The sequence below is a fragment of the Streptomyces sp. CY-1 genome, assembly GCF_047218265.1.
GTDB lineage: Bacteria > Actinomycetota > Actinomycetes > Streptomycetales > Streptomycetaceae > Streptomyces > Streptomyces niphimycinicus.
Genome location: NZ_CP178393.1, coordinates 5,524,092 through 5,545,541 on the forward strand (window position 1 = coordinate 5,524,092; position 21,450 = coordinate 5,545,541).

Annotated in this window: 18 protein-coding genes; 12 read left to right on the forward strand and 6 right to left on the reverse strand. The window is 69.7% G+C overall.

Features of this window, described 5'->3' with window-relative positions:
• Nucleotides 1-332: 332 nt before the first annotated feature.
• Nucleotides 333-2,096: a recombinase family protein gene (locus ACK1X7_RS23705; protein WP_390794395.1), complete on the reverse strand. Its 1,764-nt coding sequence runs from the start codon at nt 2,094-2,096 to the stop codon at nt 333-335.
• A gap of 178 nt (nt 2,097-2,274) precedes the next feature.
• Here ACK1X7_RS23705 and ACK1X7_RS23710 point away from each other — a divergent pair, with 178 nt between their 5' ends.
• Both ACK1X7_RS23710 and ACK1X7_RS23715 read left to right on the forward strand, forming a co-directional pair.
• Nucleotides 2,275-2,826, forward strand: a complete 552-nt coding sequence (locus ACK1X7_RS23710) for a hypothetical protein (RefSeq protein WP_385144134.1) — start codon at nt 2,275-2,277, stop codon at nt 2,824-2,826.
• 82 nt (nt 2,827-2,908) lie between these two features.
• Entirely contained in the window at nt 2,909-3,241 is a 333-nt protein-coding gene (locus tag ACK1X7_RS23715; protein WP_078642826.1) for a YnfA family protein, read from the forward strand.
• On the opposite strand, the gene ACK1X7_RS23720 is transcribed toward ACK1X7_RS23715, so the two are convergent.
• Nucleotides 3,231-4,544 carry a PepSY domain-containing protein gene (locus ACK1X7_RS23720; RefSeq protein ID WP_413115608.1) on the reverse strand — a complete coding sequence of 438 codons (1,314 nt, stop codon included), beginning with the start codon at nt 4,542-4,544 and terminating at the stop codon, nt 3,231-3,233. The two genes, ACK1X7_RS23715 and ACK1X7_RS23720, sit on opposite strands and share 11 nt — an antisense overlap.
• 255 nt (nt 4,545-4,799) lie before the next feature.
• Between ACK1X7_RS23720 and ACK1X7_RS23725 the strand changes: the two genes are divergently transcribed.
• The 4 genes from ACK1X7_RS23725 (at nt 4,800) to ACK1X7_RS23740 (ending at nt 8,658) form a co-directional block, all read left to right on the forward strand.
• Nucleotides 4,800-5,555 (forward strand): SDR family NAD(P)-dependent oxidoreductase, encoded by a 756-nt coding sequence (locus ACK1X7_RS23725; protein ID WP_385144130.1) that lies wholly within the window; start codon nt 4,800-4,802, stop codon nt 5,553-5,555.
• A 167-nt stretch (nt 5,556-5,722) separates the two neighbouring features.
• Nucleotides 5,723-5,959, forward strand: coding sequence for a ferredoxin (locus ACK1X7_RS23730; RefSeq protein WP_385144128.1), 237 nt, complete (start codon nt 5,723-5,725; stop codon nt 5,957-5,959).
• Nucleotides 5,949-7,355, forward strand: coding sequence for an NAD(P)/FAD-dependent oxidoreductase (locus ACK1X7_RS23735; RefSeq protein ID WP_385144126.1), 1,407 nt, complete (start codon nt 5,949-5,951; stop codon nt 7,353-7,355). Before ACK1X7_RS23730 ends, ACK1X7_RS23735 begins: the two co-directional genes overlap by 11 nt.
• Before the next feature lie 64 nt (nt 7,356-7,419).
• A complete protein-coding gene (locus tag ACK1X7_RS23740) occupies nt 7,420-8,658 on the forward strand; it encodes a cytochrome P450 (RefSeq protein ID WP_413115609.1) in 1,239 nt (412 codons plus the stop codon).
• Nucleotides 8,659-8,760: 102 nt separating this feature from the next.
• On the opposite strand, the gene ACK1X7_RS23745 is transcribed toward ACK1X7_RS23740, so the two are convergent.
• Nucleotides 8,761-9,954, reverse strand: a complete 1,194-nt coding sequence (locus ACK1X7_RS23745; protein WP_385144122.1) for an RtcB family protein — start codon at nt 9,952-9,954, stop codon at nt 8,761-8,763.
• A gap of 163 nt (nt 9,955-10,117) precedes the next feature.
• Here ACK1X7_RS23745 and ACK1X7_RS23750 point away from each other — a divergent pair, with 163 nt between their 5' ends.
• From ACK1X7_RS23750 to ACK1X7_RS23760, 3 genes are all read left to right on the forward strand, one after another.
• A complete protein-coding gene (locus ACK1X7_RS23750) occupies nt 10,118-11,047 on the forward strand; it encodes a DUF3558 domain-containing protein (protein ID WP_398159795.1) in 930 nt (309 codons plus the stop codon).
• Nucleotides 11,048-11,181: 134 nt separating this feature from the next.
• Entirely contained in the window at nt 11,182-11,883 is a 702-nt protein-coding gene (locus ACK1X7_RS23755) for a hypothetical protein (RefSeq protein ID WP_413115610.1), read from the forward strand.
• A 97-nt stretch (nt 11,884-11,980) separates the two neighbouring features.
• A complete protein-coding gene (locus ACK1X7_RS23760) occupies nt 11,981-13,447 on the forward strand; it encodes a DUF2637 domain-containing protein (RefSeq protein WP_385144116.1) in 1,467 nt (488 codons plus the stop codon).
• Nucleotides 13,448-13,507: 60 nt separating this feature from the next.
• Here the strand turns inward: ACK1X7_RS23760 and lysS are convergent, their stop codons facing one another.
• A complete protein-coding gene (gene lysS, locus ACK1X7_RS23765) occupies nt 13,508-15,259 on the reverse strand; it encodes a lysine--tRNA ligase (protein ID WP_385144114.1) in 1,752 nt (583 codons plus the stop codon).
• 156 nt (nt 15,260-15,415) lie between these two features.
• Here lysS and argS point away from each other — a divergent pair, with 156 nt between their 5' ends.
• Entirely contained in the window at nt 15,416-17,203 is a 1,788-nt protein-coding gene (gene argS, locus ACK1X7_RS23770; RefSeq protein ID WP_390794391.1) for an arginine--tRNA ligase, read from the forward strand.
• A gap of 78 nt (nt 17,204-17,281) precedes the next feature.
• Here the strand turns inward: argS and ACK1X7_RS23775 are convergent, their stop codons facing one another.
• On the reverse strand, nt 17,282-18,778 hold the full coding sequence (locus ACK1X7_RS23775; RefSeq protein ID WP_390794390.1) for an alpha/beta hydrolase: 1,497 nt from the start codon (nt 18,776-18,778) through the stop codon (nt 17,282-17,284).
• 207 nt (nt 18,779-18,985) lie between these two features.
• Here ACK1X7_RS23775 and ACK1X7_RS23780 point away from each other — a divergent pair, with 207 nt between their 5' ends.
• The gene (locus ACK1X7_RS23780) at nt 18,986-19,579 is read left to right on the forward strand and encodes an AMIN-like domain-containing (lipo)protein (protein ID WP_385144140.1); all 594 of its coding nucleotides are present in this window, start codon (nt 18,986-18,988) and stop codon (nt 19,577-19,579) included.
• 72 nt (nt 19,580-19,651) lie between these two features.
• On the opposite strand, the gene ACK1X7_RS23785 is transcribed toward ACK1X7_RS23780, so the two are convergent.
• Entirely contained in the window at nt 19,652-20,533 is an 882-nt protein-coding gene (locus tag ACK1X7_RS23785; RefSeq protein ID WP_361511103.1) for a D-alanyl-D-alanine carboxypeptidase family protein, read from the reverse strand.
• A 231-nt stretch (nt 20,534-20,764) separates the two neighbouring features.
• Between ACK1X7_RS23785 and ACK1X7_RS23790 the strand changes: the two genes are divergently transcribed.
• On the forward strand, nt 20,765-21,385 hold the full coding sequence (locus ACK1X7_RS23790) for a nucleoside/nucleotide kinase family protein (protein ID WP_385144106.1): 621 nt from the start codon (nt 20,765-20,767) through the stop codon (nt 21,383-21,385).
• Nucleotides 21,386-21,450 lie beyond the last annotated feature (65 nt).

Sequence of the window (21,450 nt, forward strand, 5' to 3'; positions counted from 1 at the left end):
CCTAGCTGGGTGGGATCGACACTGCTCGTGATTGGCTCCCTCTTCGTAATCCTGAAGCGGGCACCTGCATTACTCCGCGAGGCGCGCAAGACCGCACGTGCCTAATACGACCTGCGGGAGGAAATCAGGCGCGGGCGACGCTAGTCGGTCGGCCAACGGCAGTCAGTTGATGAATAACTCCGGACAGATCCGCTAGCACTGACGGGGCGTTGCGATTCCGGCGCCCCGTCAGTGCGATGTAGCGGCCAGTGCGGGCCCCCGGTCGACGCCCTGAGCCACGCACACGAACGGCCCCCGCCAACCTTCGACGGGGGCCGCTTTCGTGCGCGGGATCAGGCGGCGTCGCTCTCCTCGTCTGTGTTCGCTCGGGACGAGGCCATGAGCACCGTCACGCGGTCCTCCACACGGCACGTGCGGTCAGTGCCGCCACGCTCCTTAGCCTTCGCGACAGTGATGCGGTCGACGAAAAGCTCAACCAACATGCGGCGATCTTCGATGTCGGCACGCGCCCACCACGAGTTAGGGCCGAGGGGGTTGCCGTCTTCGGAGTCTGCCCACTCTTCGATGGGGAGGGGCGGCAGACCAGAATCACCAACCACGACAATCCTGGCGTCGACCGCCCTCAGACGCGCCTCAAGCGACGACTTGTCAGCCAGGAATTGCTGACGTCCGATTTGGCCATCATAGATTCCCATCCGAAGGTCGCTGTAAAGCTGCTCAATCGATCGGACGATGTCCGACCGCTCGCCGAGCAGCGCAGCCCGTTCGCTCCGAATCTCCGGGCTCTCATTGCGACGTGCCAGTCGGACGGTTGCTTCAGCGAGGATGTCTAGCGTCTCCGGGTCGTCCGCGTCGGCGTTGGTGATGACGGCCATGATGCGAGAAGCAACGTAGTAGTCCACGTCCGCTCGCTGGATCGTGCTCCCGCCTTCGTGAGCCCCCTCTTCCACAACGCCAGCCGGCCGACTGCACTTGTAGACGTCCCCTGAACCAGTCTTGGGGCGTCCGCATTCGCAGTAGAACCGTTCCATGGCCGTTAGGAGGTACTTGCTGGGCGTACCGCCTCGGCTACCCCGCCCCCTGCCTGCCAGCCAATCCTGAGCTTCGAAGAAGCGGCGCTGTGGGATTAGCGCTTCGCCGATGATGACGGGCTCTTCATTCTCGTCGCGAAGGATGCGGTACCCAGTGACGTTGCGCGTCTGGCTGCCGTCCTTGTCGCGGGAATACACGGGCTCGGCAGCCATCCCAGCCAGCCGAGGGTCTGTGAGGAGCCGCTTGACCGTGCGCTCCCTCCACGGCCCGCCCTTCTGCGTGAGCACGTTCCGGGAGTTGAGCCATGCCACGATGGCGCCTACGGACGCCGGATGGGCGTTCTTCTTCCCTGTCCAGGGCTTGTCTTTGAACTCGAAGATGCGGTCAAACATCTTCACGACCTCGCCTGCTTGGTCCATGCCGTCTTCACGCACTGCCGCGGGACGAAGTCGACGAATGGTGACCGTGACGGGCTTGCCGTCGATCTCACGCGTTACTGATTCTGCGTAGGACTCCATGCCGTAGGGCAGTGCCCCTCCGGTCCAGCCTCCGAATTCCTTTGCCTTCTTCTTCGTCCCGGCGATTGCCTGGCTTTTGTTCCGGCTGTCCTGATAGGCCGCGTCAAGACGCATGATCAACATGATGAGTTCCATCGTGTTGTCAGGACCAGGAGAGAAAGATCCCTCCGACACCGATGTGATGGTAACGCCGAGGTCGAACAGCTCCAGGACGACAGGGATTGCATCCCTTGGTTCTCGTCTGGAAAACCGAGTCACATTGAATACGATGATTTCGTGCACTAACCCCGCACGGCAGTCGTCCAGTAGCTGCTCGAATGCCTTTCGCTTGGCGTTCGGGTCGTATCCGGATACGCCGATGTCCCTGTAGTGACCCTTGAAAGAGCATCCGCGCTCTCGCGCTTTCCGCTCCGTCGCTTCGTCCTGCGTTTGCGGACTGGCTTCCGATTTGTCTGCTTTAGCTTTCGACTGGCGGGTATACCCTGCTGCTACTCGGAGCACGGTAGCCACGTGCTCCGGGACCCCCACCTGTGTAGTTGGGTTCACATACCCAAAGTACCCCAACTGCATGAAGATGGGGCTGCGTACGGATAGCCCACGCAACCCATGTTGTCAGAACCGGACAGACTCCCGCGGCCGGGCGTTTCACAGCCCGAGCGTGGGGGAGGTTGCTGTAACAGAGATCGGGTTGCGCGGTAGTGGCCGCGAGTGGTCGGGTGGAGATATGCATCGCGGTGGCGAACTGGGTGAAGGGACTGACGACCGAGGCGGCCCCGAGCGTGCCCGGCCCGGACGCCATCGGCGGGACGAGGCGGGCAGGGCAGGCAGAAGCGGGGGCCGCATGGGGGTGACCTACAAATACTTCGGTGCGCCCGATGGCGCCACCGCGGCCAGGGTCCCCATCTCCATGCGCCCCGAGGAGCTCGGCGGCGATGAGCTCGGCCACGGCATGTTCACGAAGATCAAGCCGGAGACGGTCGCGGCGATGGTCCTCACCGGCATCGAGGGCGTCCCGCTGCACCGGGTCCCCCCGCTCGAACTGGTCGTCCTCCACCCGGATTACGCCGTCGTCAAGCTCCCGATGACCGTCGTCGACCCGCTGCGCGGCGTGGGCGAGGAGTCCGTGGGCGCGGCGGCCTTCATCTGGTCCACGGTCCCCGACCGCGGCGGCCCCCGGGACGCCTTCACGGTCTATCAACTGCTGCACGAATGGCAGGACTTCAGCCACCGGCTGCACGAGGCGGGGCACCAGGCGTACTGCCTGGTGTGGCCCTGAGGCCGGGGGCCTGGGCCCGGGGCCCGGGCGGGCCCCTAGCTGGTTCGTTCGGGTTTCATGATCGGGCCGTACCCTTCCCCCCATGCTCACCGCACGTTCCATCGCTCTGTTCGCCGTGGCCGCGCTCCTGGAGATCGGAGGCGCCTGGCTCATCTGGCAGGGCGTACGTGAGCACAGGGGTTGGGCATGGATCGGCGCAGGGGTCATCTCCCTGGGCGCCTACGGGTTCGTGGCCACGCTCCAGCCGGACGCGGAGTTCGGCCGCATCCTCGCGGCGTACGGCGGCGTTTTCGTCGCCGGATCGCTCGCCTGGGGCATGGTCGCCGACGGCTACCGGCCCGACCGCTTCGATGTCATCGGAGCGCTGATCTGCCTGGCCGGAGTCGCCGTGATCATGTACGTGCCTAGGCGGTAACCATCGGCCGGCCGTGGCCGCCCTTGCCCTCGTGGTTGCCGTGGTCGCCCTGCTTGCCGTGGTCACCGTGGTGGTCGTCCTGCTCCTGCTCCGTACCGAGGACGCAGCCGGTCTCCGGGTCGATGAAGACGGTCGTGAGGGTGTGGTCGCACTCGACCTCCACGACCCACACCTTCTTGCCCTCCTTCTGGTGCGGGTCCTTGTGCTCGTCCTTGCGCTGCTGGTCCTTGCGCTGACCGTCGTGCTGCCGCGGGTCCTTACGGTCGTCCTTACGGTCGTCCTTGCGCTCGTCCTTACGGTCGTCCTTGCGCTCGTCCTTGCGCTCGTCCTGGTGGTTGCCCTTGTGGTGCGGGTCGTCCTCGGGGCAGTCCACCAGCTCGGCGGTGACGGCCCGGCCGCCGACCTCGCACTCGGCGATCTCGATCGCCTCGGCGATCGTCACCGGGTCGTTCTGCTTGGCGTTCTGGTGATCCTTGTTCTGCTTGTTGTTCTGCTTGTTCTCCTGGCCGTGGCGCGCCTGGTCGTCCTCGTGGCCGGGGACGGTAACGGGCCGGACGGCGCCGCGGTCCTGGGACTCCTCGGCGGGCTGGGCCGCCTGCTGCGGCTGCGCGGCCTGCTCGGGCTGAGCCGCCTGCTCGGGCTGCGCGGCCTGGTCGGGGCGCGCCGCGCTGCGGCCCTGGACGCCGGGCCAGTACTTCGCGGTGGGGAAGTAGCGGCTCAGGTCCTGACGACCCTGCTCCTCGCGCTGGCCGTGCTCCTCGCGCTGGTCGTGCTCCTCGCGCTGGTCGCTCTCCTCCTGGCCGCTGTCCTCCTTGCGGCTGTCTTCCTTGCGGCTGTCCTCCTTGCGGCTGTCCTCCTTGCGGCCGCTGTCCATCTTCTCGTCGTACCGGCCGTGGTCCTCGCGCTGGTCGCTCTCCTCGCGCTCGCCGTTCTCCTGGTACCGCCCGCCCTCGTCGCGGCGGTCGTCGGAGTCCTTGTGACCGTTGTCCTCGTGGCGACCGTTGGGGTCCTTGTAGCCGTTGTCCTCGTGGTGGCCCTTCGAGTCCTTGTGACCGTAGCCGTTGTCCTCGTGATGGCCCTTGCGGTCCTTGTGACCGTTCTCGTCGTGACGGCCGTTGTCGTGGTTCCCCTTGTCGTGGTTCTCCTTGTCGTGGTTCTCCTTGTTGTCGCCGTGCGACGCCCGGTCCTGGGGACAGTGGTTGCTCTGCGACGAGTGCGGGTCGGGGGTGCTGGCCGTGGCCCATGCGGTTCCCGGAGCACCGGTGACCAGGGCCGCCGCCGCGATGGCACCCGCTGAGGCCACGCCCCAACGTCGGAAGGAACGTCGAGACCGCTGAAGGAATCTGCTCTGCTGGGTCATTACCTGAATTCACTCCTTGGGCATGGGTGCTCCAATTCCGGCTCCGCGCCGGACGCAGTGCACCCTTCCCCGAGCCCGGGACCCGCTAGCGGATTCCGATCTTCAGTCCCCCGGTTGGAGGTAAATCAGGCCGTCATATCCTGCGTATGGATCATGCGCAGGCACGACCGTTTGCGCCACGTCGCCACAGGAGGGCCGATGACCACCCGTACCGCAGTCATCACCGGCGCGAGCAGCGGGATCGGCGCCGCGACCGCGCGCCGCCTGGCCGCCGCCGGATTCCGCGTCATCCTCGCCGCCCGCCGTAAGGAGCGCGTCGACGCGCTCGCCGCCGAGCTGACCGAGGCGGGGCACCAGGCCGAGGCGTACGTCCTGGATGTCACCGACCGGGCCGCCGTGGAGTCCTTCGCCGCCGCGTTCGACCGCTGTGACGTCCTGGTGAACAACGCGGGCGGCGCGATCGGCGCCGAGCCCGTCGCCACCGCCGACCCGGCCGACTGGCGGGCGATGTACGAGGTCAATGTGGTGGGCGTGCTCCAGGTGACCCAGGCGCTGCTGCCCGCCCTCACCGCCTCCGGCGACGGCACGATCGTCGTGCTGTCCTCCACGGCGGGCCATGTGGCGTACGAGGGCGGCGGCGGGTACGTGGCGGCCAAGCACGGCGCCCACGCCATCGCGGCCACCCTGCGCCTGGAGCTGTGCGGTGAGCCGGTGCGGGTGATCGAGATCGCCCCGGGCATGGTCAGGACGGACGAGTTCGCGGTGAACCGCTTCCGCGGCGACGAGGCCCAGGCCGCGGCCGTCTACGAGGGCGTGGCCGAGCCGCTGACCGCCGACGACGTGGCCGACACGGTGGAGTGGGCGGTCACCCGCCCCTCGCATGTGAACATCGACATGATGGTCATCCGCCCCCGCGCCCAGGCCGCCCAGCACAAGGTCCACCGCGAGCGCTGAGCCCGTTTCGCGTCTGCTGAAGCCCGTTCGCGAGCGCTGGGCCCGGGAACGGGCGGCCGGTGGCCGACAGTCCCGCCGTCCGCCCGTCTGACCCGGTGAATGTGCACCGTCCCGTGGGCTCTCCGATGCTGGGAGAGACCGTCACCTCGCGGTGAAGCGGAGGCGTCATGAGAGTTGTCGTCGATCTCAACCGGTGCCAGGGCTACGCGCAGTGCGCCTTCCTCGCGCCGGATGTGTTCGCGATGCACGGTGAGGAAGCGCTGCTGTACGACGGGGAGCCCGACGACACGCGGCGCCTGGACGTCCTGCGGGCGGAGGCGGCCTGTCCGGTCAAGGCCATCACCGTGGAGGGCGCCGGCGCGGCGTGGACAGCGGAGGGGGCGGGTGTCCCCGATGGCCGTTGACGGTTCCCTGGAGCGGCTCAGGCGCGAGGGCCGCATCGTCGTCGTGGGTGCCTCCCTTGCGGGGCTGCGAGCGGCCGAGACGCTCCGCGAGGAGGGCTTCACCGGCACCCTCACCATGATCGGTGACGAGCCGTACGAGCCGTACGACCGTCCGCCGCTGTCCAAGCAGGTGCTGCTCGGCAGGGTGCCGGCCGACCATACGGCCCTTCCCCGGCGCCGCGCGATCGAGGCGCGGTGGCGGCTGGGTGCCGCCGCGACCGGCCTGGATCTGTCGGCCAAGCGGGTGGCTCTCGCCGATGGCACCTCGGTGGAGTACGACCGGCTGCTGATCGCCACCGGGGTCCGCTCCCGCCCGTGGCCGAACGAGCTGGAGGCCGGTCTTGACGGCGTCTTCGTGCTCCGGACCAGGGACGACGCCACCCGGTTGAGACACCGGCTGAAGGCCGGGCCCAGCCGGGTGCTGGTGATCGGTGCCGGATTCACCGGCTCGGAGATCGCCTCCGTCTGCCGCGAGCGGGACCTGCCCGTCACCGTCGCAGAACGCGGCCCGAGCCCCCTGTCGGGCGCCCTGGGCAGCGTGATCGGCGACGTGGCCGCCCAACTGCACCACCAGCACGGCGTCGACCTGCGCTGCGGGGTGATGGTCACCGGGCTCGAGGGCGACGGTGTGGGAAGGCTGCGGCGGGCCCACTTCTCGGACGGCGGCACGGTGGACGCGGAGGTGGCCGTCGTCGCCCTGGGGGCGACCCGCAACACCGAATGGCTCGCGGGCTCCGGGCTGGCCGCGGGGCCGCGCGGGATCGCCTGCGACGCGGGCTGCCGGGCCTTCGACGTACGGGGCATCGTCGCCGACGATGTCTTCGTCGCGGGAGACGTCGCCCGCTCGCCGCATCCGCTGTTCGGCTACCGGTTCCTGTCCCTGGAGCACTGGGGCAACGCGGTCGCGCAGGCCGAGGTCGCGGCCCACAACATGATCTGCCGCGGTGCGGAGCGCCGCCCGCATCTGTGGACGCCGTATTTCTGGTCGGCCCAGTTCGGCGTCAACATCAAGTCCGTCGGGGTGCCGAACATGGCCGACCAGATCATCGTCAGCCAGGGATCGCTGGGCGAACACCGCTTCACCGCAGCCTATGGCTACCAGGGCCGCGTCATCGCCGCCGTCACCTTCGACCAGGCGAAATGGCTGGAGTTCTACCAGCGGCAGATCGAACAGGCCGCGCCCTTCCCGCCGCCGTTCGCCACCGTCGACCGGCGGACCGAGGGCATGCGTCCGGTGCCGGCCGGATTCCCCGACCCCTCGGTGCCCACCCACGGCCCCCAGGTCACCGTGAGCGGCTACTCCCCGACCGACCAGCGCGTCACGTTCACCCCCGCCGGACACGGACGCCACGCCTGACGCGGGCGGCACCGGCTCCCGGAAGGACAGCCGGCCCGGAAGGCAATCCCGGAAGGAAACCACCATGACGTCGGTCGCACTCCTGGGCCAGATCCTCGACTACGCCAACCGCGCCGACCCCTACCCGCTGTACGCCGAACTCCGCCGGACCCCCGTGGTGCGCGACGAATCAGGCCCCTACCTGGTCAGCACCTACTGGGAGATCCACAGCCTGCTCCACGACCCCAGGGTCAGCTCCGACGTCCGCAATCTCGCCCCCGAGGCGAGGACCGCCCCCGCGATCGAGGACCCCGACCTGCCGCCGAGCTTCATCAGGCTCGACCCTCCCGACCATGACCGTCTGCGCCGGCTGATCATGCGGACGTACGGGCCCCCGCACGCCCCCCGGCGCGTCTACGGCCTGCGCGGCGAGATTTCCGGAATCGTCTCCGGCCTCATCGACCGCTTCCAGGGGCGGGACCGGATCGACCTCGTCGACGACTTCTCCTACCCCTTCCCCGTCACCGTGATCTGCCGCCTGCTCGGCGTCCCGCAGGAGGACGAGCAGCGCTTCCACGGCTGGGCCGACACCGTCGCCACCGCCATCGAGCCGGCCGTCGGCACGCCCGAGGAGCAGCAGGCCCACTGGCAGGCCATCCGCGAGGCCCACCACCAGCTCGCCGAATACCTCTCGGACCTGATCGCCCAGCGCCGCCGGGCACCCCGGGAGGACATGATCTCCGCCCTGGCCACCGACCGCGGAGCCGACGAGAGCCCGATGTCCCTGCCCGAGATGCTCAGCAACCTGACCCTGCTGCTGATCGCCGGCCACGAGACCACCGTCAACCTCATCACCAACGGGATGCTCACCCTGCTGCGCCACCCCGACACCCTCAAGCAGTTGCGTGCGGACCCCGATCTGGTCATCCCGCTGGTGGAAGAGCTCCTGCGGTTCGAACCGCCCGTGCAGTTGCTGCCCGAGCGCACCACGCTCGACGACATCGAGATCGCCGGTACCACCATTCCCCAGGGCGCCTCCCTGTGGCTGGTCCCGGCCTCCGGGAACCGGGACCCGCAGCGCTTCCCCGAGCCCGACCGCTTCCTCCCCGACCGCCCGGACAACCAGCACTTCGGCTTCGGCAGCGGCATCCACAACTGCATCGGCTCGCCCCTGGCCCGCCTCGAGGCGCAGGCCGCCCTGGCCGAACTGGTCCGCCGGCTCGACAACCCCCGCCTGGTCGAGGATCCGCCCCCGTACCGCCACAACGCCGTCCTCAGAGGCCCCCGGCATCTGCCCATCGCCTTCGACGGCCTCAGCCAATAGCGCGGGGCATCATCCATGGAACGCCCATAGACAAGGCAGACAAGGCAGAGCCCCCGAACCGTCGCCGGTCCAGGGGCCGTTGATCATGTGCGGTCCTGAAGGTCAGCCCTTCACGCACACGACCTGCTTGAGCCTCGCCACCACCTCGACCAGATCCCGCTGCTGGTCGATGACCTTCTCGATCGGCTTGTACGCCCCGGGGATCTCGTCCACGACGCCGGAGTCCTTACGGCACTCCACGCCCCGTGTCTGCTCCTCCAGGTCCCGGGTCGAGAAGCGCTTCTTCGCCGCGTTACGGCTCATCTTCCGGCCCGCCCCGTGCGAGGCCGAGTTGAACGACGCCTCGTTCCCCAGACCGCGCACGATGTACGAACCGGTGCCCATCGAGCCCGGGATGATCCCGTAGTCGCCGCTTCCGGCGCGGATGGCGCCCTTACGGGTCACGAGAAGGTCCATGTGCTCGTAGCGCTCCTCGGCGACGTAGTTGTGGTGGCAACTGATCACCGGCTCGAAGACCGGGCGGGCCTTCCTGAACTCCTTGCGCACCACGTCCTGGAAGAGCGCCATCATGATCGCGCGGTTGTACTTCGCGTACTCCTGCGCCCAGAAGAGATCGTGCCGGTACGCGGCCATCTGCGGGGTGTCCGCGATGAAGACGGCCAGGTCGCGGTCGATCAGGTCCTGGTTGTGCGGCAGCTTCCGGGCCTGGCCGATGTGGTGTTCGGCGAGCTCCTTACCGATGTTGCGGGAGCCGGAGTGCAGCATCAGCCAGACCGAGCCGTCGTCATCGAGGCAGAACTCGATGAAGTGGTTACCGGATCCGAGCGAACCCATCTGCTTGACGGCCCGCTCCTGGCGGAACTTGACCGCCTCGGCCACTCCCCCGAACCGGCTCCAGAAGTCGTCCCACCCCGCCGTCGGAAACGCGTGCAGCCGCCCCGGGTCCACCGGGTCGTCGTGCATCCCGCGCCCCACCGGAATCGCCTGCTCGATCCGCGACCGCAGTCGCGAGAGATCGCCCGGAAGGTCGTCCGCGGTCAGCGACGTCTTGACCGCGGACATCCCGCAGCCGATGTCCACACCGACGGCCGCCGGGCACACCGCGCCCGCCATCGCGATCACCGAGCCGACCGTGGCACCCTTCCCGTAATGCACATCCGGCATCACGGCGAGGCCCTTGATCCAGGGCAGCGTGGCGACATTCCGGAGCTGCTGCATGGCCACGCCCTCGACGGTCGAGGGGTCGGTCCACATCCGGATCGGCACCTGAGCGCCGGGCACCTCGACATACGACATGATGTACTCATTCCCCCGTAAAAGACAGAAAACGCAAAAGCCGGACCAGTGCCCCATACTCGACGGGCGCCCGGCAGGCACGGCAGTGCGTGCGATAGACATTGTCTCCAGCCACCGCCCGCGGGCGGCAAGGAGTTTTCCGTCGTTCGAAGGGACACCGACAGTGCAGCCAGCGCAGCGAAGGGCGTACGGACGGCGGGGCACCCCGGCCGTCGCCGTGCTCATCACCGTGCTCGCCGCCGCCGGGCTCGGCGGATGCACCGGCTCCGATTCATCGTCCAGCCCGGACGACGGCGCCTCCGGCGACTCCGGGACGAATGCCTCCGCCGAGCCCGGCCGTTACCGCAGCCTGCCCGAGGCATGCGGCGCGGCCGGCCGTAAGACCCTCCAGACCCTGCTGCCCGGCGCCGAGCAGGACGACAAGGTGTACGACGGCCAGGCCACCGTGACGTACGACATAGACCGGCGGGACGGCTGCCGCTGGAAGGTCGAGACCTCCAGCGGCACGCGCTATCTCACCATCGACTTCCAGCGCGTCGTCTCGTACGACCCCTCGGTCAGCGATGACGACCGGGCGCGGGAGACCTACGAGAAGAAGGCCGTCGCCGCCCACATCCCGGACGCCCCGAGCACCCCCTCGGCCCCTTCCAGCTCGCAGAGCGAGGGCGGCGCGAGCGGCGACAGCAGCTCCTCCGCCTCCCCCGGCACCAGCTCCGACGAGCCCGGCAAGAGCGGTAAGGGCGGCGCGGGCGATGAGGCCGACACATCCGGTCAGCCGGGCAAAAGCACCGATTCCCCCTCCGCGGGGAGCGACGCGAGCGGCGGAAGTGACGAAGGTGACACCGCCGCGGACGACACCGCCCCGCGCCGGCTGGACGACCTCGGCGACGACGCCTTCCTCAACGACGAGCTGATCACCAAGGACTCGGGTATCCACCGCGATATCACGCTCGTGTTCCGGTCCTCGAATGTGATTGCCACCATTGAGTACGACCAGTGGACGACCGACAAGAAGCACATTCCCAGCAGCCAGGGACTCCAGGAAAACGCCCAGGACTTGGCCGATGAGCTGACCGGTCGGCTCAACGAATAGCGGGTTCCGGTGCCCCCTGCGGGCACTCCGCTCAGACCTCGGAAATTGGGACGCCCGCGCGTCGGCCGCGTACCGTGCCGACTAATGACGCGGGCGGTACGTCCGCCCATCGACAGAGAATGAGCGAAGGACCCATGCACCGTTCAGCCCCGCGACTCGCCCGAATACTCGCCTGCGCGACCGTACCGATGGTGCTCGTCGCCGGCTGCTCCTCCGGCTCGGACAACAAGGACGAAAAGAACACCGGTGGCTCGGCGAGACCCGGCTCGCCCAGCGCTTCACCCACCGTCGCGGCCGCGAAGTTCAGCAAGCTGCCCGATGTGTGCACCGCACTCTCCGGGAAGACGGTCGACCAGCTCGTCCCCAAGGCGCAGAACAAGAAGGGCAAGGCCCTTCCCTCGGCCGACACCAACACCTCCGCGAGCTGCCTGTGGACCGGCCTCGACGGCTTCAAGTACCGCTCGCTGACCGTCTCCCTCAAGCTGTTCCCCTCCGACCCGGGGCTCGGCTCCGGCGACCGGCGCGCCGGGGAGTACGCCGCCCAGCAGTCGAGCAGGGCCGCCACCGGCAAGGTGACCGACCCCAAGACCGAGAAGGTCGCGGGCATCGGCGACGAGGCCACCTCGGTCAGCTCCAAGGAGAAGAAGGACGGCGACGAGTTCCGCAACCAGACGGTGGTGACCCGCACCGCCAATGTCGTCATCACCGTCCAGTACGACGGCGCGGGCTATGAGAAGGAGAAGACCCCGGACGCGGCCGCGCTGCTCAAGGACGCCAAGTCCGCCGCCAAGGAGGCCGTCGCCGCCATCGCGAAGGGCTCCCAGAGCGGCGCCTGATCCCCCGACACGACCCCTTCCCGCCCACGGGCCTTGACGTGTATGCGACGCTGAGGCCGCTGTTGTTGAAGACGGGGAGGGGTCGCGGGTGGCCGCGATGCAACTGACACGGACGCACCGAATACTGGCCGGGGTGGTCGTCACCGGGGCGGTGGTGATCGCGGGGATCGGCTTCGCCGGTTCCTACGCGGCGGTGCGCGATCTCGCCCTCGACAAGGGCTTCGGCAAGTTCTCCAACGTCTTTCCGATCGGTATCGACGCGGGGATCGTGGTCCTGCTCGCGCTGGACCTGCTGCTCACCTGGATCCGGATCCCCTTCCCGCTGCTGCGCCAGACGGCCTGGCTGCTGACCGCGGCCACCATCGCCTTCAACGGCGCGGCCGCCTGGCCGGACCCGATCGGCGTCGGCATGCACGCCGTGATCCCGATCCTCTTCGTGGTCTCCGTGGAGGCCGCCCGGCACGCGGTCGGCCGGATCGCCGACATCACCGCCGACCGGCACATGGAGTCGGTCCGCATCACCCGCTGGCTGCTGGCGCCGGTGCCCACCTTCCGGCTGTGGCGCCGGATGAAGCTGTGGGAGCTGCGCAGTTACGAAGAGGTCATCCGGCTGGAGCAGGACCGGCTGGTCTACCAGGCCCGGCTGCGCGCCCGCTATGGGCGCGCCTGGCGCCGTAAGGCGCCCGTGGAGTCGCTGATGCCGCTGCGGCTGGCGCGGTACGGGGTGCCGCTGGCGGACACCGCCCCGGCGGGGCTCGCGGCGGCCGGTCTCGACCCGTCCGCGGTGTCGCCGACGGCGCTTCCGCCGGGCCGGACCGACGCGGCGGACGGGACGGGGGCCAAGAGCGCCTCCCCGGGGGCCCAGCCGGGCCCGTACGGCCCGCCCGGGGCCCTGGAGGGTGCGGGGGGCACCGGCGGCGCCGACGCCCCGCAGCAGCACCCCCAGCAGCCCCAGACGCAGGAGCTGCCGCTCTCGCTGCCCCTGCCGGTGTACCAGCAGCCCGCCGGGCAGGGCCATGACGGCCGCGGCGCCGTGCCGTTCGACCCGGCGGCCGCCGCCCACCCCACGCCGGTCGAGCAGCAGCCGCAGCAACCCCAGCAGCCGCAACAGCCCCAGCAGCCGCAGTACGAGCAGGCCCCCCAGCCGCAGTATCAGCAGGTCCCGGGCCAGGTGGCGCAGTTCGGGCAGCAGCCCGAGCAGCAGCCCCCGCAGCCCCAGCTCACCGTGCCGGTCGGACCCGGCGGCCGGGTGCGACCGCTCGGCGGTGAGGGCGTGGGCAGCGGCGTGTACGTACCGGAGCAGCGCGAGCCCGAGCGGTACGCGTACGAGGAGCAGCCGGGGCAGCCGGTGAACCAGTTGCCGGACGACGTCCCGCGCGAGGAGGTCTACTACGCGACCTTCCGCCAGTTCCTCGCCGACCACAGCCGGTACCCCTCCGCGTACCAGTTCGGCCAGCGGCTGCGCGACACCTACGGCGTGAGCGACCTCAGCAACAGCGAGCTGTCCGCCTACGTCGAGGACTTCAAGGAGCGCGTCCGCCTGGAGCGGGAAGCCATCCCGTAGAGCCGGGAGCGCCGGGCGGCAGCCGTAAGGCCGCCCGCCCGGCGCCCGGAAGCGCGGAGGTCAGGCCGCGAGCAGCTTGCGCACCCGGTCCGCCCCCACCGCCAGCAGCAGGGTGGGCAACCGCGGGCCGGTGTCCCGCCCGACCAGCAGGGTGTAGAGCAGCGCGAAGAACGACCGCTGGGCGACCTTCAGCTCCGGTGTCGGCTTGGCGTCCGGCGCCAGCCCCGCCTGGATCTTGGGCACTCCGTAGACCAGCGTGGTGAGTCCGTCCAGCGACCAGTGGTCGTCCAGGCCGTCGAGCAGCAGCCGCAGCGACTCCCGCTCAGTGTCGCCCAGCGCGGCCAGCCGCTCGGTGTCCGGCTCGTCCCGGACCCGGGTGCGCTGGTCGGCCGGGACCTGGGTGGTGATCCAGCGCTCGGCCTTGTCGAGCCGGGGCCGGGTCTCCGCCAGGGACTTCACCGGGTTGTCCGGGTCGAGGTCGCTGAGGATGCGCAGCGTCTGCTCGTCATGGCCGGTGGTGATGTCCACCACCGAGGCCAGCGTGCGGTACGGCAGCGGGCGCGGGGTGCTCGGCAGCTCGCCCGTGGAGGTGCGGGTCGCGCGGCCGTACGCGGCCACGTCGGCGGGCTGGGCCGCGCCCTCGCCGATCTTGCGCTCCAGCGCGTCCCACTCGTCGTAGGTCCGCTGGATCTCCTGATCGAAGGCGATCTTGAAGGACTGGTTGGGCCGGCGGCGGGCGTACAGCCAGCGCAGCAGCGGCGCCTCCATGATCTCCAGGGCATCGGCCGGGGTGGGCACACCGCCCTTGGACGAGGACATCTTGGCCATACCGCTGATGCCCACGAAGGCGTACATCGGGCCGATGGGCTGCTCCCCGCCGAAGACCTCGCGGACGATCTGGCCGCCGACCACATAGGACGAGCCCGGCGAGGAGTGGTCGACGCCCGAGGGCTCGAAGACCACGCCCTCGTACGCCCAGCGCATCGGCCAGTCGACCTTCCAGACCAGCTTGCCCCGGTTGTGCTCGGTGAGCAGGACGGTCTCGCCGTGGCCGCACGCGCAGGTGTAGGCCAGCTCGGTGGTCTCCTCGTCGTACGAGGTCACCGTGGTCAGATCGCGGTCGCAGACCGAGCAGTAGGGCTTGTACGGGAAGTAGCCCGCGCCGCCCGCGCTGCCGTCGTCCTCGGCGGCCGCGCCCGACCCCTCGGCGGCGGCCAGCTCGGCCTCGTCGACCGGCTTCTGCTGCTGCTTGCCCGGCTTCTTGGCGCCGGCCTTCTCCTTGGTGCGGTACCGGTCCAGGACGGCGTCGATCTCCCGGCGATGGCGCATCGCGTGCAGGATCTGCTCGCGGTACGCCCCCGAGGTGTACATCTCCGTCTGGCTGATGGGGTGGAACTCGATGCCCATCTCCCGCAGCGCCTCGGCCATCGGCGCCTTGAAGTGCTCCGCCCAGTTCGCATACGGCGATCCGGGCGGGGCCGGGACCGAGGTGAGCGGCTTGCCGATGTGCTCGGCCCAGGACGGGTCGATCCCGGCCGGAACCTTGCGGTACCGGTCGTAGTCGTCCCAGGACAGGATGTGAACGCATTCATAGCCCCGGCGCCGGATCTCGTCGGCGACCAGGTGCGGGGTCATGACCTCGCGCAGATTGCCGAGGTGGATCGGGCCGGACGGGCTGAGGCCCGAGGCGCAGACGACAGGTTTGCCCGGGGCGCGGCGCTCCGCCTCGGCAATGACCTCGTCGGCGAATCGGGAGACCCAGTCGGTCTCGGTGCTCTGAGCCACGGTCGGCACTTCCTTCCTAGCGGTCATGGCACCGCCCATTGTCCCAGACGGAACGGACCCCTTAGGCGTTGCCCACAGGGCCGGGCGGGCGGGCCCGGGTTATCCACAGGCCGGGGAAATCGTTGGACCCGCCGTGAAATACTGGGGTGTCCATACCACCACTATCGGAATGGCACCTCATCTATGGCATCGGTCCTCTCCCTCGCCGCCACCGTCCATCAGCGCGTCGCGGACGCCCTCTCGGCTGCCCTGCCGGAGGCCGCCTCCGCGGACCCGCTGCTGCGACGAAGCGACCGGGCCGATTTCCAGGCCAACGGGATGCTGGCGCTGGCCAAGAAGCTCCAGGGAAACCCCCGTGAGCTGGCCGCCAAGGTCGTGGCGCACCTTCCGGTCGCCGCCACCTCGGCCGACCCCGATCCGGTGATCGCCGACATCGAGGTCTCCGGCCCCGGCTTCCTCAACATCACCATCGCCGACTCCGCGATCACCGCGACCCTCGCCGCCCGCGCCGCCGACGACCGCCTCGGCGTGCCGTTCGCGCAGGCGCCCGGCACCACCGTGATCGACTACGCCCAGCCCAATGTGGCCAAGGAAATGCACGTCGGCCATCTGCGCTCGGCGGTGATCGGCGACGCGGTGGTGCGGATCCTGGAGTTCGCGGGCGAGCAGGTGGTCCGCCGCCATCACATCGGCGACTGGGGCACCCAGTTCGGCATGCTCATCCAGTATCTGATCGAGCACCCGCATGAGCTGGACCACAAGGACGCCGCCTCCGGCCAGGAGGCCATGTCCAATCTGAACCGGCTGTACAAGGCCGCGCGGGCGCTCTTCGACTCCGACCCGGAGTTCAAGGAGCGGTCCCGGCGGCGGGTGGTGGATCTCCAGGCGGGCGACGAGGAGACCGTCGCCCTGTGGCGGAAGTTCGTGGACGAGTCGAAGATCTACTTCTACTCGGTCTTCGACAAGCTGGACATCGAGATCCACGACCCCGATGTGGTCGGCGAGTCGGGTTACAACGACATGCTGGCCGAGACCTGCCGGCTGCTGGAGGAGTCCGGCGTCGCCGTCCGCTCCGAGGGTGCGCTGTGCGTCTTCTTCGACGACATCAAGGGCCCCGAGGGCAATCCGGTGCCGCTGATCGTCCAGAAGTCCGACGGCGGCTTCGGCTATGCGGCCACCGACCTCTCCGCGATCCGCGACCGGGTGCAGCATCTCAAGGCCGACACCCTGCTGTATGTGGTGGACGCCCGGCAGTCGCTGCACTTCAAGATGGTCTTCGAGACCGCCCGCCGGATCGGCTGGCTCAATGACCAGGTGCACGCCGTCCAGCTCGCCTTCGGCACCGTCCTGGGCAAGGACGGCAAGCCGTTCAAGACCCGCGCGGGCGAGACGGTGCGGCTGGAGGACCTGCTGGACGAGGCCACCGAGCGGGCCGCCGCTGTGGTCCGGGAGAAGAGCGAGAAGCTCGGCCTCACCGAGGAGGAGATCCAAGAGCGCGGCGCCCAGGTCGGCGTCGGCGCGGTGAAGTACGCGGATCTGTCCACCTCCGCCTCGCGTGACTACAAGTTCGACCTCGACCAGATGGTCTCGCTCAACGGCGACACCTCGGTCTATCTCCAGTACGCGTACGCCCGGATCCAGTCGATCCTGCGCCGCGCCGAGGAGGGGCAGCGGACGGTGGCCCACCCCGAGCTGCCGCTGACCGCGGCCGAGCGGGCGCTGGGCCTGCACCTCGACCAGTTCGGGGAGACGCTGGCCGAGGTGGCCGCCGGATTCGAGCCGCACAAGCTGGCCGGGTATCTCTACCAACTGGCCTCGCTCTACACGACCTTCTACGACCAGTGCCCGGTCCTGAAGGCCGAGGGCGGCCCGTCCCAGGTGGAGAACCGCCTCTTCCTGTGCGACATCACGGCGCGGACGCTGCGGCAGGGCATGACCCTGCTGGGCATCCGCACCCCCGAGCGCCTCTGAGTCGGCCGAATGTGAAGCGCCCCGCCCCTGCGACAGGGAGCGGGGCGCCGCGCATTTATCGGGAGCTCCCGGCGTTCCTCACCGGCAGAGCACATCGTGCTCCGGCCGCTCGCCCTTCAGCAGGAAGTCCGTGACCTTCCGGTCCGCGCAGGCGCTGCCGTTGTTCACCCCATAGGCCGCGCCGTGCCCCATCGCGTCCACGCTGACCATCCGCGCCCGGTCGCCGTAGGCGCGCCGCAGATTCAGCGCCCCGCTGTACGGGGTGGCCACATCGCGCTTGTTCTGCACCAGCAGGACGTTCGACGGCCCCTGGTCGGTGATCCGCACCGGCTTGTCCCGCGGCGCGTCATGCCAGAACGAGCAGGGCGTGACGTTCACCGGCATGCCCGCGGTGAGCGGGTGGCTCTTACGGCTTGCGGCCACATCCCGGGCGTAGGTGGGCAGGGACGTGGGCCACTTCACGTCGTTGCAGATGGTGGCGAGGGATACGGCCGCGGCGTCCTGGGGCGGATCGGCCGGTGCCGCGCCGGGCGCCTTACCGGCGTCCGCGTCCACGATCAGCTTGGCCAGGTCCTCGAAGTCGTCCCGGGAGTACAGGGCGTTCAGCATGCTCTGGCGCAGTGCGTTGCCGTTCAGCTCGGGCGGGTTGGCGCCGGGCCACGGCAGCGGCTTCGCGTCCAGCCGGGCGGCGAGGTCCAGCACCCGCCGGCGCACCCCGTCGGGGGTCTCGGCGAGCCGGACGGGGCTGTTGGGAGCGGAGGCCCAGGCGGCGAAGTCGGGGAAGGTGTCCTCGACGCCGACGGCGTAGTTCGCCAGCCAGCGGCGCTCCACCCGCTCCGGGTCCGGGTCGTCATTGCTGTCCAGCACCCAGCGGTCGGTGTGCTCGGGGAACATCTGCGCGTAGACGGAGCCCACATACGTCCCGTAGGAGACGCCCCATGCGGACAGCTTCCGCTCGCCGAGCGCCCGCCGGATGCTGTCGATGTCCCGGGCCTCGTTGACGGTGCTGATGGTGCGCAGCAGTTCACCGCCGTTGCGGGCGCAGGTGTCGGCGATGCGGCGGCCGGTGGTGACGTTCCGGGTGATGTCCCCGCCGGGGCCGGGCCAGGGGCGGGAGGCGAGCAGCGACAGATCGGCGGTGTCCAGACCGCAGCCGGTGTGCGTGGACTTCCCCATGCCGCGCGGGTCGAAGCTGACGATGTCATAGGCGTCCCGCACCGACCGCGGCAGCCGCTTGCCGAGTGTGGTGGGCCGCTCCAGCCCCGTCGAGCCGGGGCCGCCCGGGATCAGCAGCAGGGTGCCCCGGCGGGCCTGCGGCCGCTCGCTGGGGATCCGGGATACGGCGAGGGAGATTCGCTTGCCGCCGGGGTCGCGGTGGTCCAGCGGCACCTTGAGCGTGGCGCATTCCTGGTGGGGGTCGAGCCCGGTGCCCTCGCAGGCCCCCCAACTGAGCGCGGTGGCGGTCGGATCGGCCAGCGGTCCCGGGGTCGCGTCCGCGGACGCGCTGCCGAGGAGGGATGCGGTGGCGGCGGTGGCGAGGGCCAGCGCGGCGGTTCTGCCGGTCGTCGGTCTCATACGCACAAGCCTTGTCGAACCGGCATCCGCCTCCCATCCGGGCAACCGGCCGACCCGTCCGGGGGATAACCCCCGACGGAGCGTCAGTCGTACCGTCGCGCACGTAGCATTCGCGACACCTTTCCCGGACCGGGACAACCTCTCGCCGCCCCGGCCCGTCCAACCCCGTGAATCACCTGTCATCAACGGAACATTGGGGGCTTGACCATGCGACGGTGGGGGACCGCACTCGCGGCGATGGTGCTCGCGGGCGGCGCGCTGGCGGCGACGGCGGGGGCGGCGGGGGCCGTCGCTCCGGCCGCGGCCAAGGCGGCGGCCAAGGCGGCCTGTGAGACCGGCTGGGGCAGCGGCGAGAAGACGGCCCGGCCGGCGGGCCACACACCGCTGGGGAGCATCCGGACCGGCCGGCACGCCTGCTACGACCGCATGGTGTTCGACGTGAAGGGCGCCACGGCCGCCGATCGCGTCGGCTACCGCGTGGCGTACGTGGACACCCTGTACCAGGACGGTTCGGGCGAGGAGATCCCGGTCGGCGGCGGGGCGATCCTGGACATCCATGTGGCCGCGCCGAGCTACGACCCGGGGACCGGCGGGGAGTCGTATCCGGGGCGGGCGCGCAAGCCGCTGCCGGGGGTGGACATCGCCGGGTACCAGACCTTCCGGGACACCCGCTTCGGCGCCAGCTTCGAGGGCGAGACCCAGGTCGGCCTCGGCGTGCGCGCACGGCTGCCGTTCCGCGTCTTCCAGACGGACGGGCGGGTCGTGGTGGACGTGGCGCACTCCTGGAACGCGGTGCGCTGAGGGTTATGACGAAGGGCCTGCCCCACGGCCGGACGGTCGTGGGGCAGGCCCATCGTTCACCTCGGACTCGGCTTATCGCTTGAAGCCGTAGTCCATGATCTTCTTCGCGTCCGCCGTGCGGTTGTCCACCGAGGAGGAGGCGAGGACGGTGCCGATCACCGTCTTCCCGTTCCGGGTGGCGGCGAAGACCAGGCAGTACTTGGCCTCCGGACCCGAGCCGGTCTTGACGCCGATGGTGCCCGAATAGCTGCCCAGCAGAGTGTTGGTGTTGGTCCACGACATGTAGCGGTAGCCGCCGCTCTTCGTGGTCACCTTCTGCTTGGTCGACTTCGTCTTCACGACCGTACGGAACGTGGAGTACTTCATCGCGCTGCTGGCCAGCTTCGTCAGATCGCGCGGCGTCGAGTAGTTGGCGCCGTGCCCGATGCCGTCGAACGAGTCGAAGTGGGTGTTCGTCAGCCCGAGCGACTTGGCCGTGGTGTTCATCTTGCCGATGAACGACTTCACCCGCGCGGCCCGGGTGGAACCGGTGCCGAACTTGTCCGCCAGCGCGTACGCCGCGTCACAGCCGGACGGGAGCATCAGCCCGTACAGCAACTGGCGGACGGTGACCTTGTCGCCGACGATCAGCTTGGCCGAGGAGGCCCAGTTGTTGTCGACGATGTAGTCGCTGTACGCCTTCTGGACCGTGACCTTGGCGTCCAGGTTGAGATTCGGCTGTGCGAGCACCACCCGGGCAGTCATGATCTTGGTGGTGGAGCCGGTGGACCGACGGGTGTCCGCGGCCTTGGTGAACAGGCTCTTTCCCGTGCCGTTGTTCATCACGAACCCGCCCTTGGCGGCGATCGTGGGAGTAGCGGTCGTCGCGGCCTGCGCGGAGGCGGTGAACGCCCCCGCCGTCAGCACGGCTCCAGCGGTGATCGCGACCGCGGATACGCGACGTAGACCCTTCATGCCGGTTTTCAACGTGAATATCTCCAAATGCCCCATGCGTGCGGCCACATCGCAGGGCCGCTCTCTCATGTGACGCGTGAAAGGGGTCGAGGGATGTGCCCCTCTGCCGAGATTTTCTGGAAATTCGCCCGGCTGCCCGCCTGTCCTCCCCCGCACCGCCGACCGCGGAGGCGGGCCGCAGGCCGGATAGTGGACCGTGCCCATTCCCGAGAGCCACCGAAAGCGCCCGCCATGACTTCCCAGCAACTCCTCGACCGCGCCCAGCGCCTGGCCGACGCGGGCGGTCGCCGCCTGCTCGGCATCGCCGGACCGCCCGGGGCCGGTAAGACCACCCTCGCCGAGTACCTGGTCGACGCGCTCGGCGCCGACCGGGCCGTCCTGGTGCCGATGGACGGCTTCCACCTCGCCGACGCCGAGCTGCGCCGACTCGGCCTGACCGGCCGCAAGGGCGCGCCGGAGACCTTCGACCCGTACGGCTACACCGCGCTGCTGCGGCGGCTGCGGGCGCCGCGCGCCGAGGAGGTCGTCTACGCGCCGGGGTTCGACCGCGAGCTGGAACAGCCCGTCGCGGGCACCATCCCGGTGCCGCCGGAGATCCCGCTGGTGATCACCGAGGGGAACTATCTGCTGCTGGACGAGGCGCCCTGGCTCCCGGTCCGCGAGCTGCTGGACGAGACCTGGTGGGTCGACCTGGACACCGAGGAGCGGGTGCGCCGGCTGATCGACCGCCATGAGCGGTTCGGCAAGCCGCGCGAGGCGGCCGAGCGCTTCGTGCTCACCTCCGACGAGGCCAACGCCCGGCTGGTCGCCCCCGGGCGGGCGGCCGCCGACTTCGTGGTCAGCGGCCGGTGACCGCCGTAAGAGCGACATGAACATGGGCGGGCCGGTGACGCGAAGGCCGGGGGCTCCGCGCCCCC

Excerpts from the sequence above, each read along its gene's own strand:
- ACK1X7_RS23710 (WP_385144134.1), top strand. The coding sequence starts at position 2,275 with ATGCATCGCGGTGGCGAACTGGGTGAAGGGACTGACGACCGAGGCGGC.
- ACK1X7_RS23715 (WP_078642826.1), top strand. The coding sequence starts at position 2,909 with ATGCTCACCGCACGTTCCATCGCTCTGTTCGCCGTGGCCGCGCTCCTG.
- ACK1X7_RS23725 (WP_385144130.1), top strand. The coding sequence starts at position 4,800 with ATGACCACCCGTACCGCAGTCATCACCGGCGCGAGCAGCGGGATCGGC.
- ACK1X7_RS23730 (WP_385144128.1), top strand. The coding sequence starts at position 5,723 with ATGAGAGTTGTCGTCGATCTCAACCGGTGCCAGGGCTACGCGCAGTGC.
- ACK1X7_RS23735 (WP_385144126.1), top strand. The coding sequence starts at position 5,949 with ATGGCCGTTGACGGTTCCCTGGAGCGGCTCAGGCGCGAGGGCCGCATC.
- ACK1X7_RS23740 (WP_413115609.1), top strand. The coding sequence starts at position 7,420 with ATGACGTCGGTCGCACTCCTGGGCCAGATCCTCGACTACGCCAACCGC.
- ACK1X7_RS23745 (WP_385144122.1), bottom strand. The coding sequence starts at position 9,954 with ATGTCGTATGTCGAGGTGCCCGGCGCTCAGGTGCCGATCCGGATGTGG.
- ACK1X7_RS23755 (WP_413115610.1), top strand. The coding sequence starts at position 11,182 with ATGCACCGTTCAGCCCCGCGACTCGCCCGAATACTCGCCTGCGCGACC.
- ACK1X7_RS23760 (WP_385144116.1), top strand. The coding sequence starts at position 11,981 with ATGCAACTGACACGGACGCACCGAATACTGGCCGGGGTGGTCGTCACC.
- lysS (WP_385144114.1), bottom strand. The coding sequence starts at position 15,259 with ATGACCGCTAGGAAGGAAGTGCCGACCGTGGCTCAGAGCACCGAGACC.
- argS (WP_390794391.1), top strand. The coding sequence starts at position 15,416 with ATGGCATCGGTCCTCTCCCTCGCCGCCACCGTCCATCAGCGCGTCGCG.
- ACK1X7_RS23775 (WP_390794390.1), bottom strand. The coding sequence starts at position 18,778 with ATGAGACCGACGACCGGCAGAACCGCCGCGCTGGCCCTCGCCACCGCC.
- ACK1X7_RS23780 (WP_385144140.1), top strand. The coding sequence starts at position 18,986 with ATGCGACGGTGGGGGACCGCACTCGCGGCGATGGTGCTCGCGGGCGGC.
- ACK1X7_RS23785 (WP_361511103.1), bottom strand. The coding sequence starts at position 20,533 with ATGAAGGGTCTACGTCGCGTATCCGCGGTCGCGATCACCGCTGGAGCC.
- ACK1X7_RS23790 (WP_385144106.1), top strand. The coding sequence starts at position 20,765 with ATGACTTCCCAGCAACTCCTCGACCGCGCCCAGCGCCTGGCCGACGCG.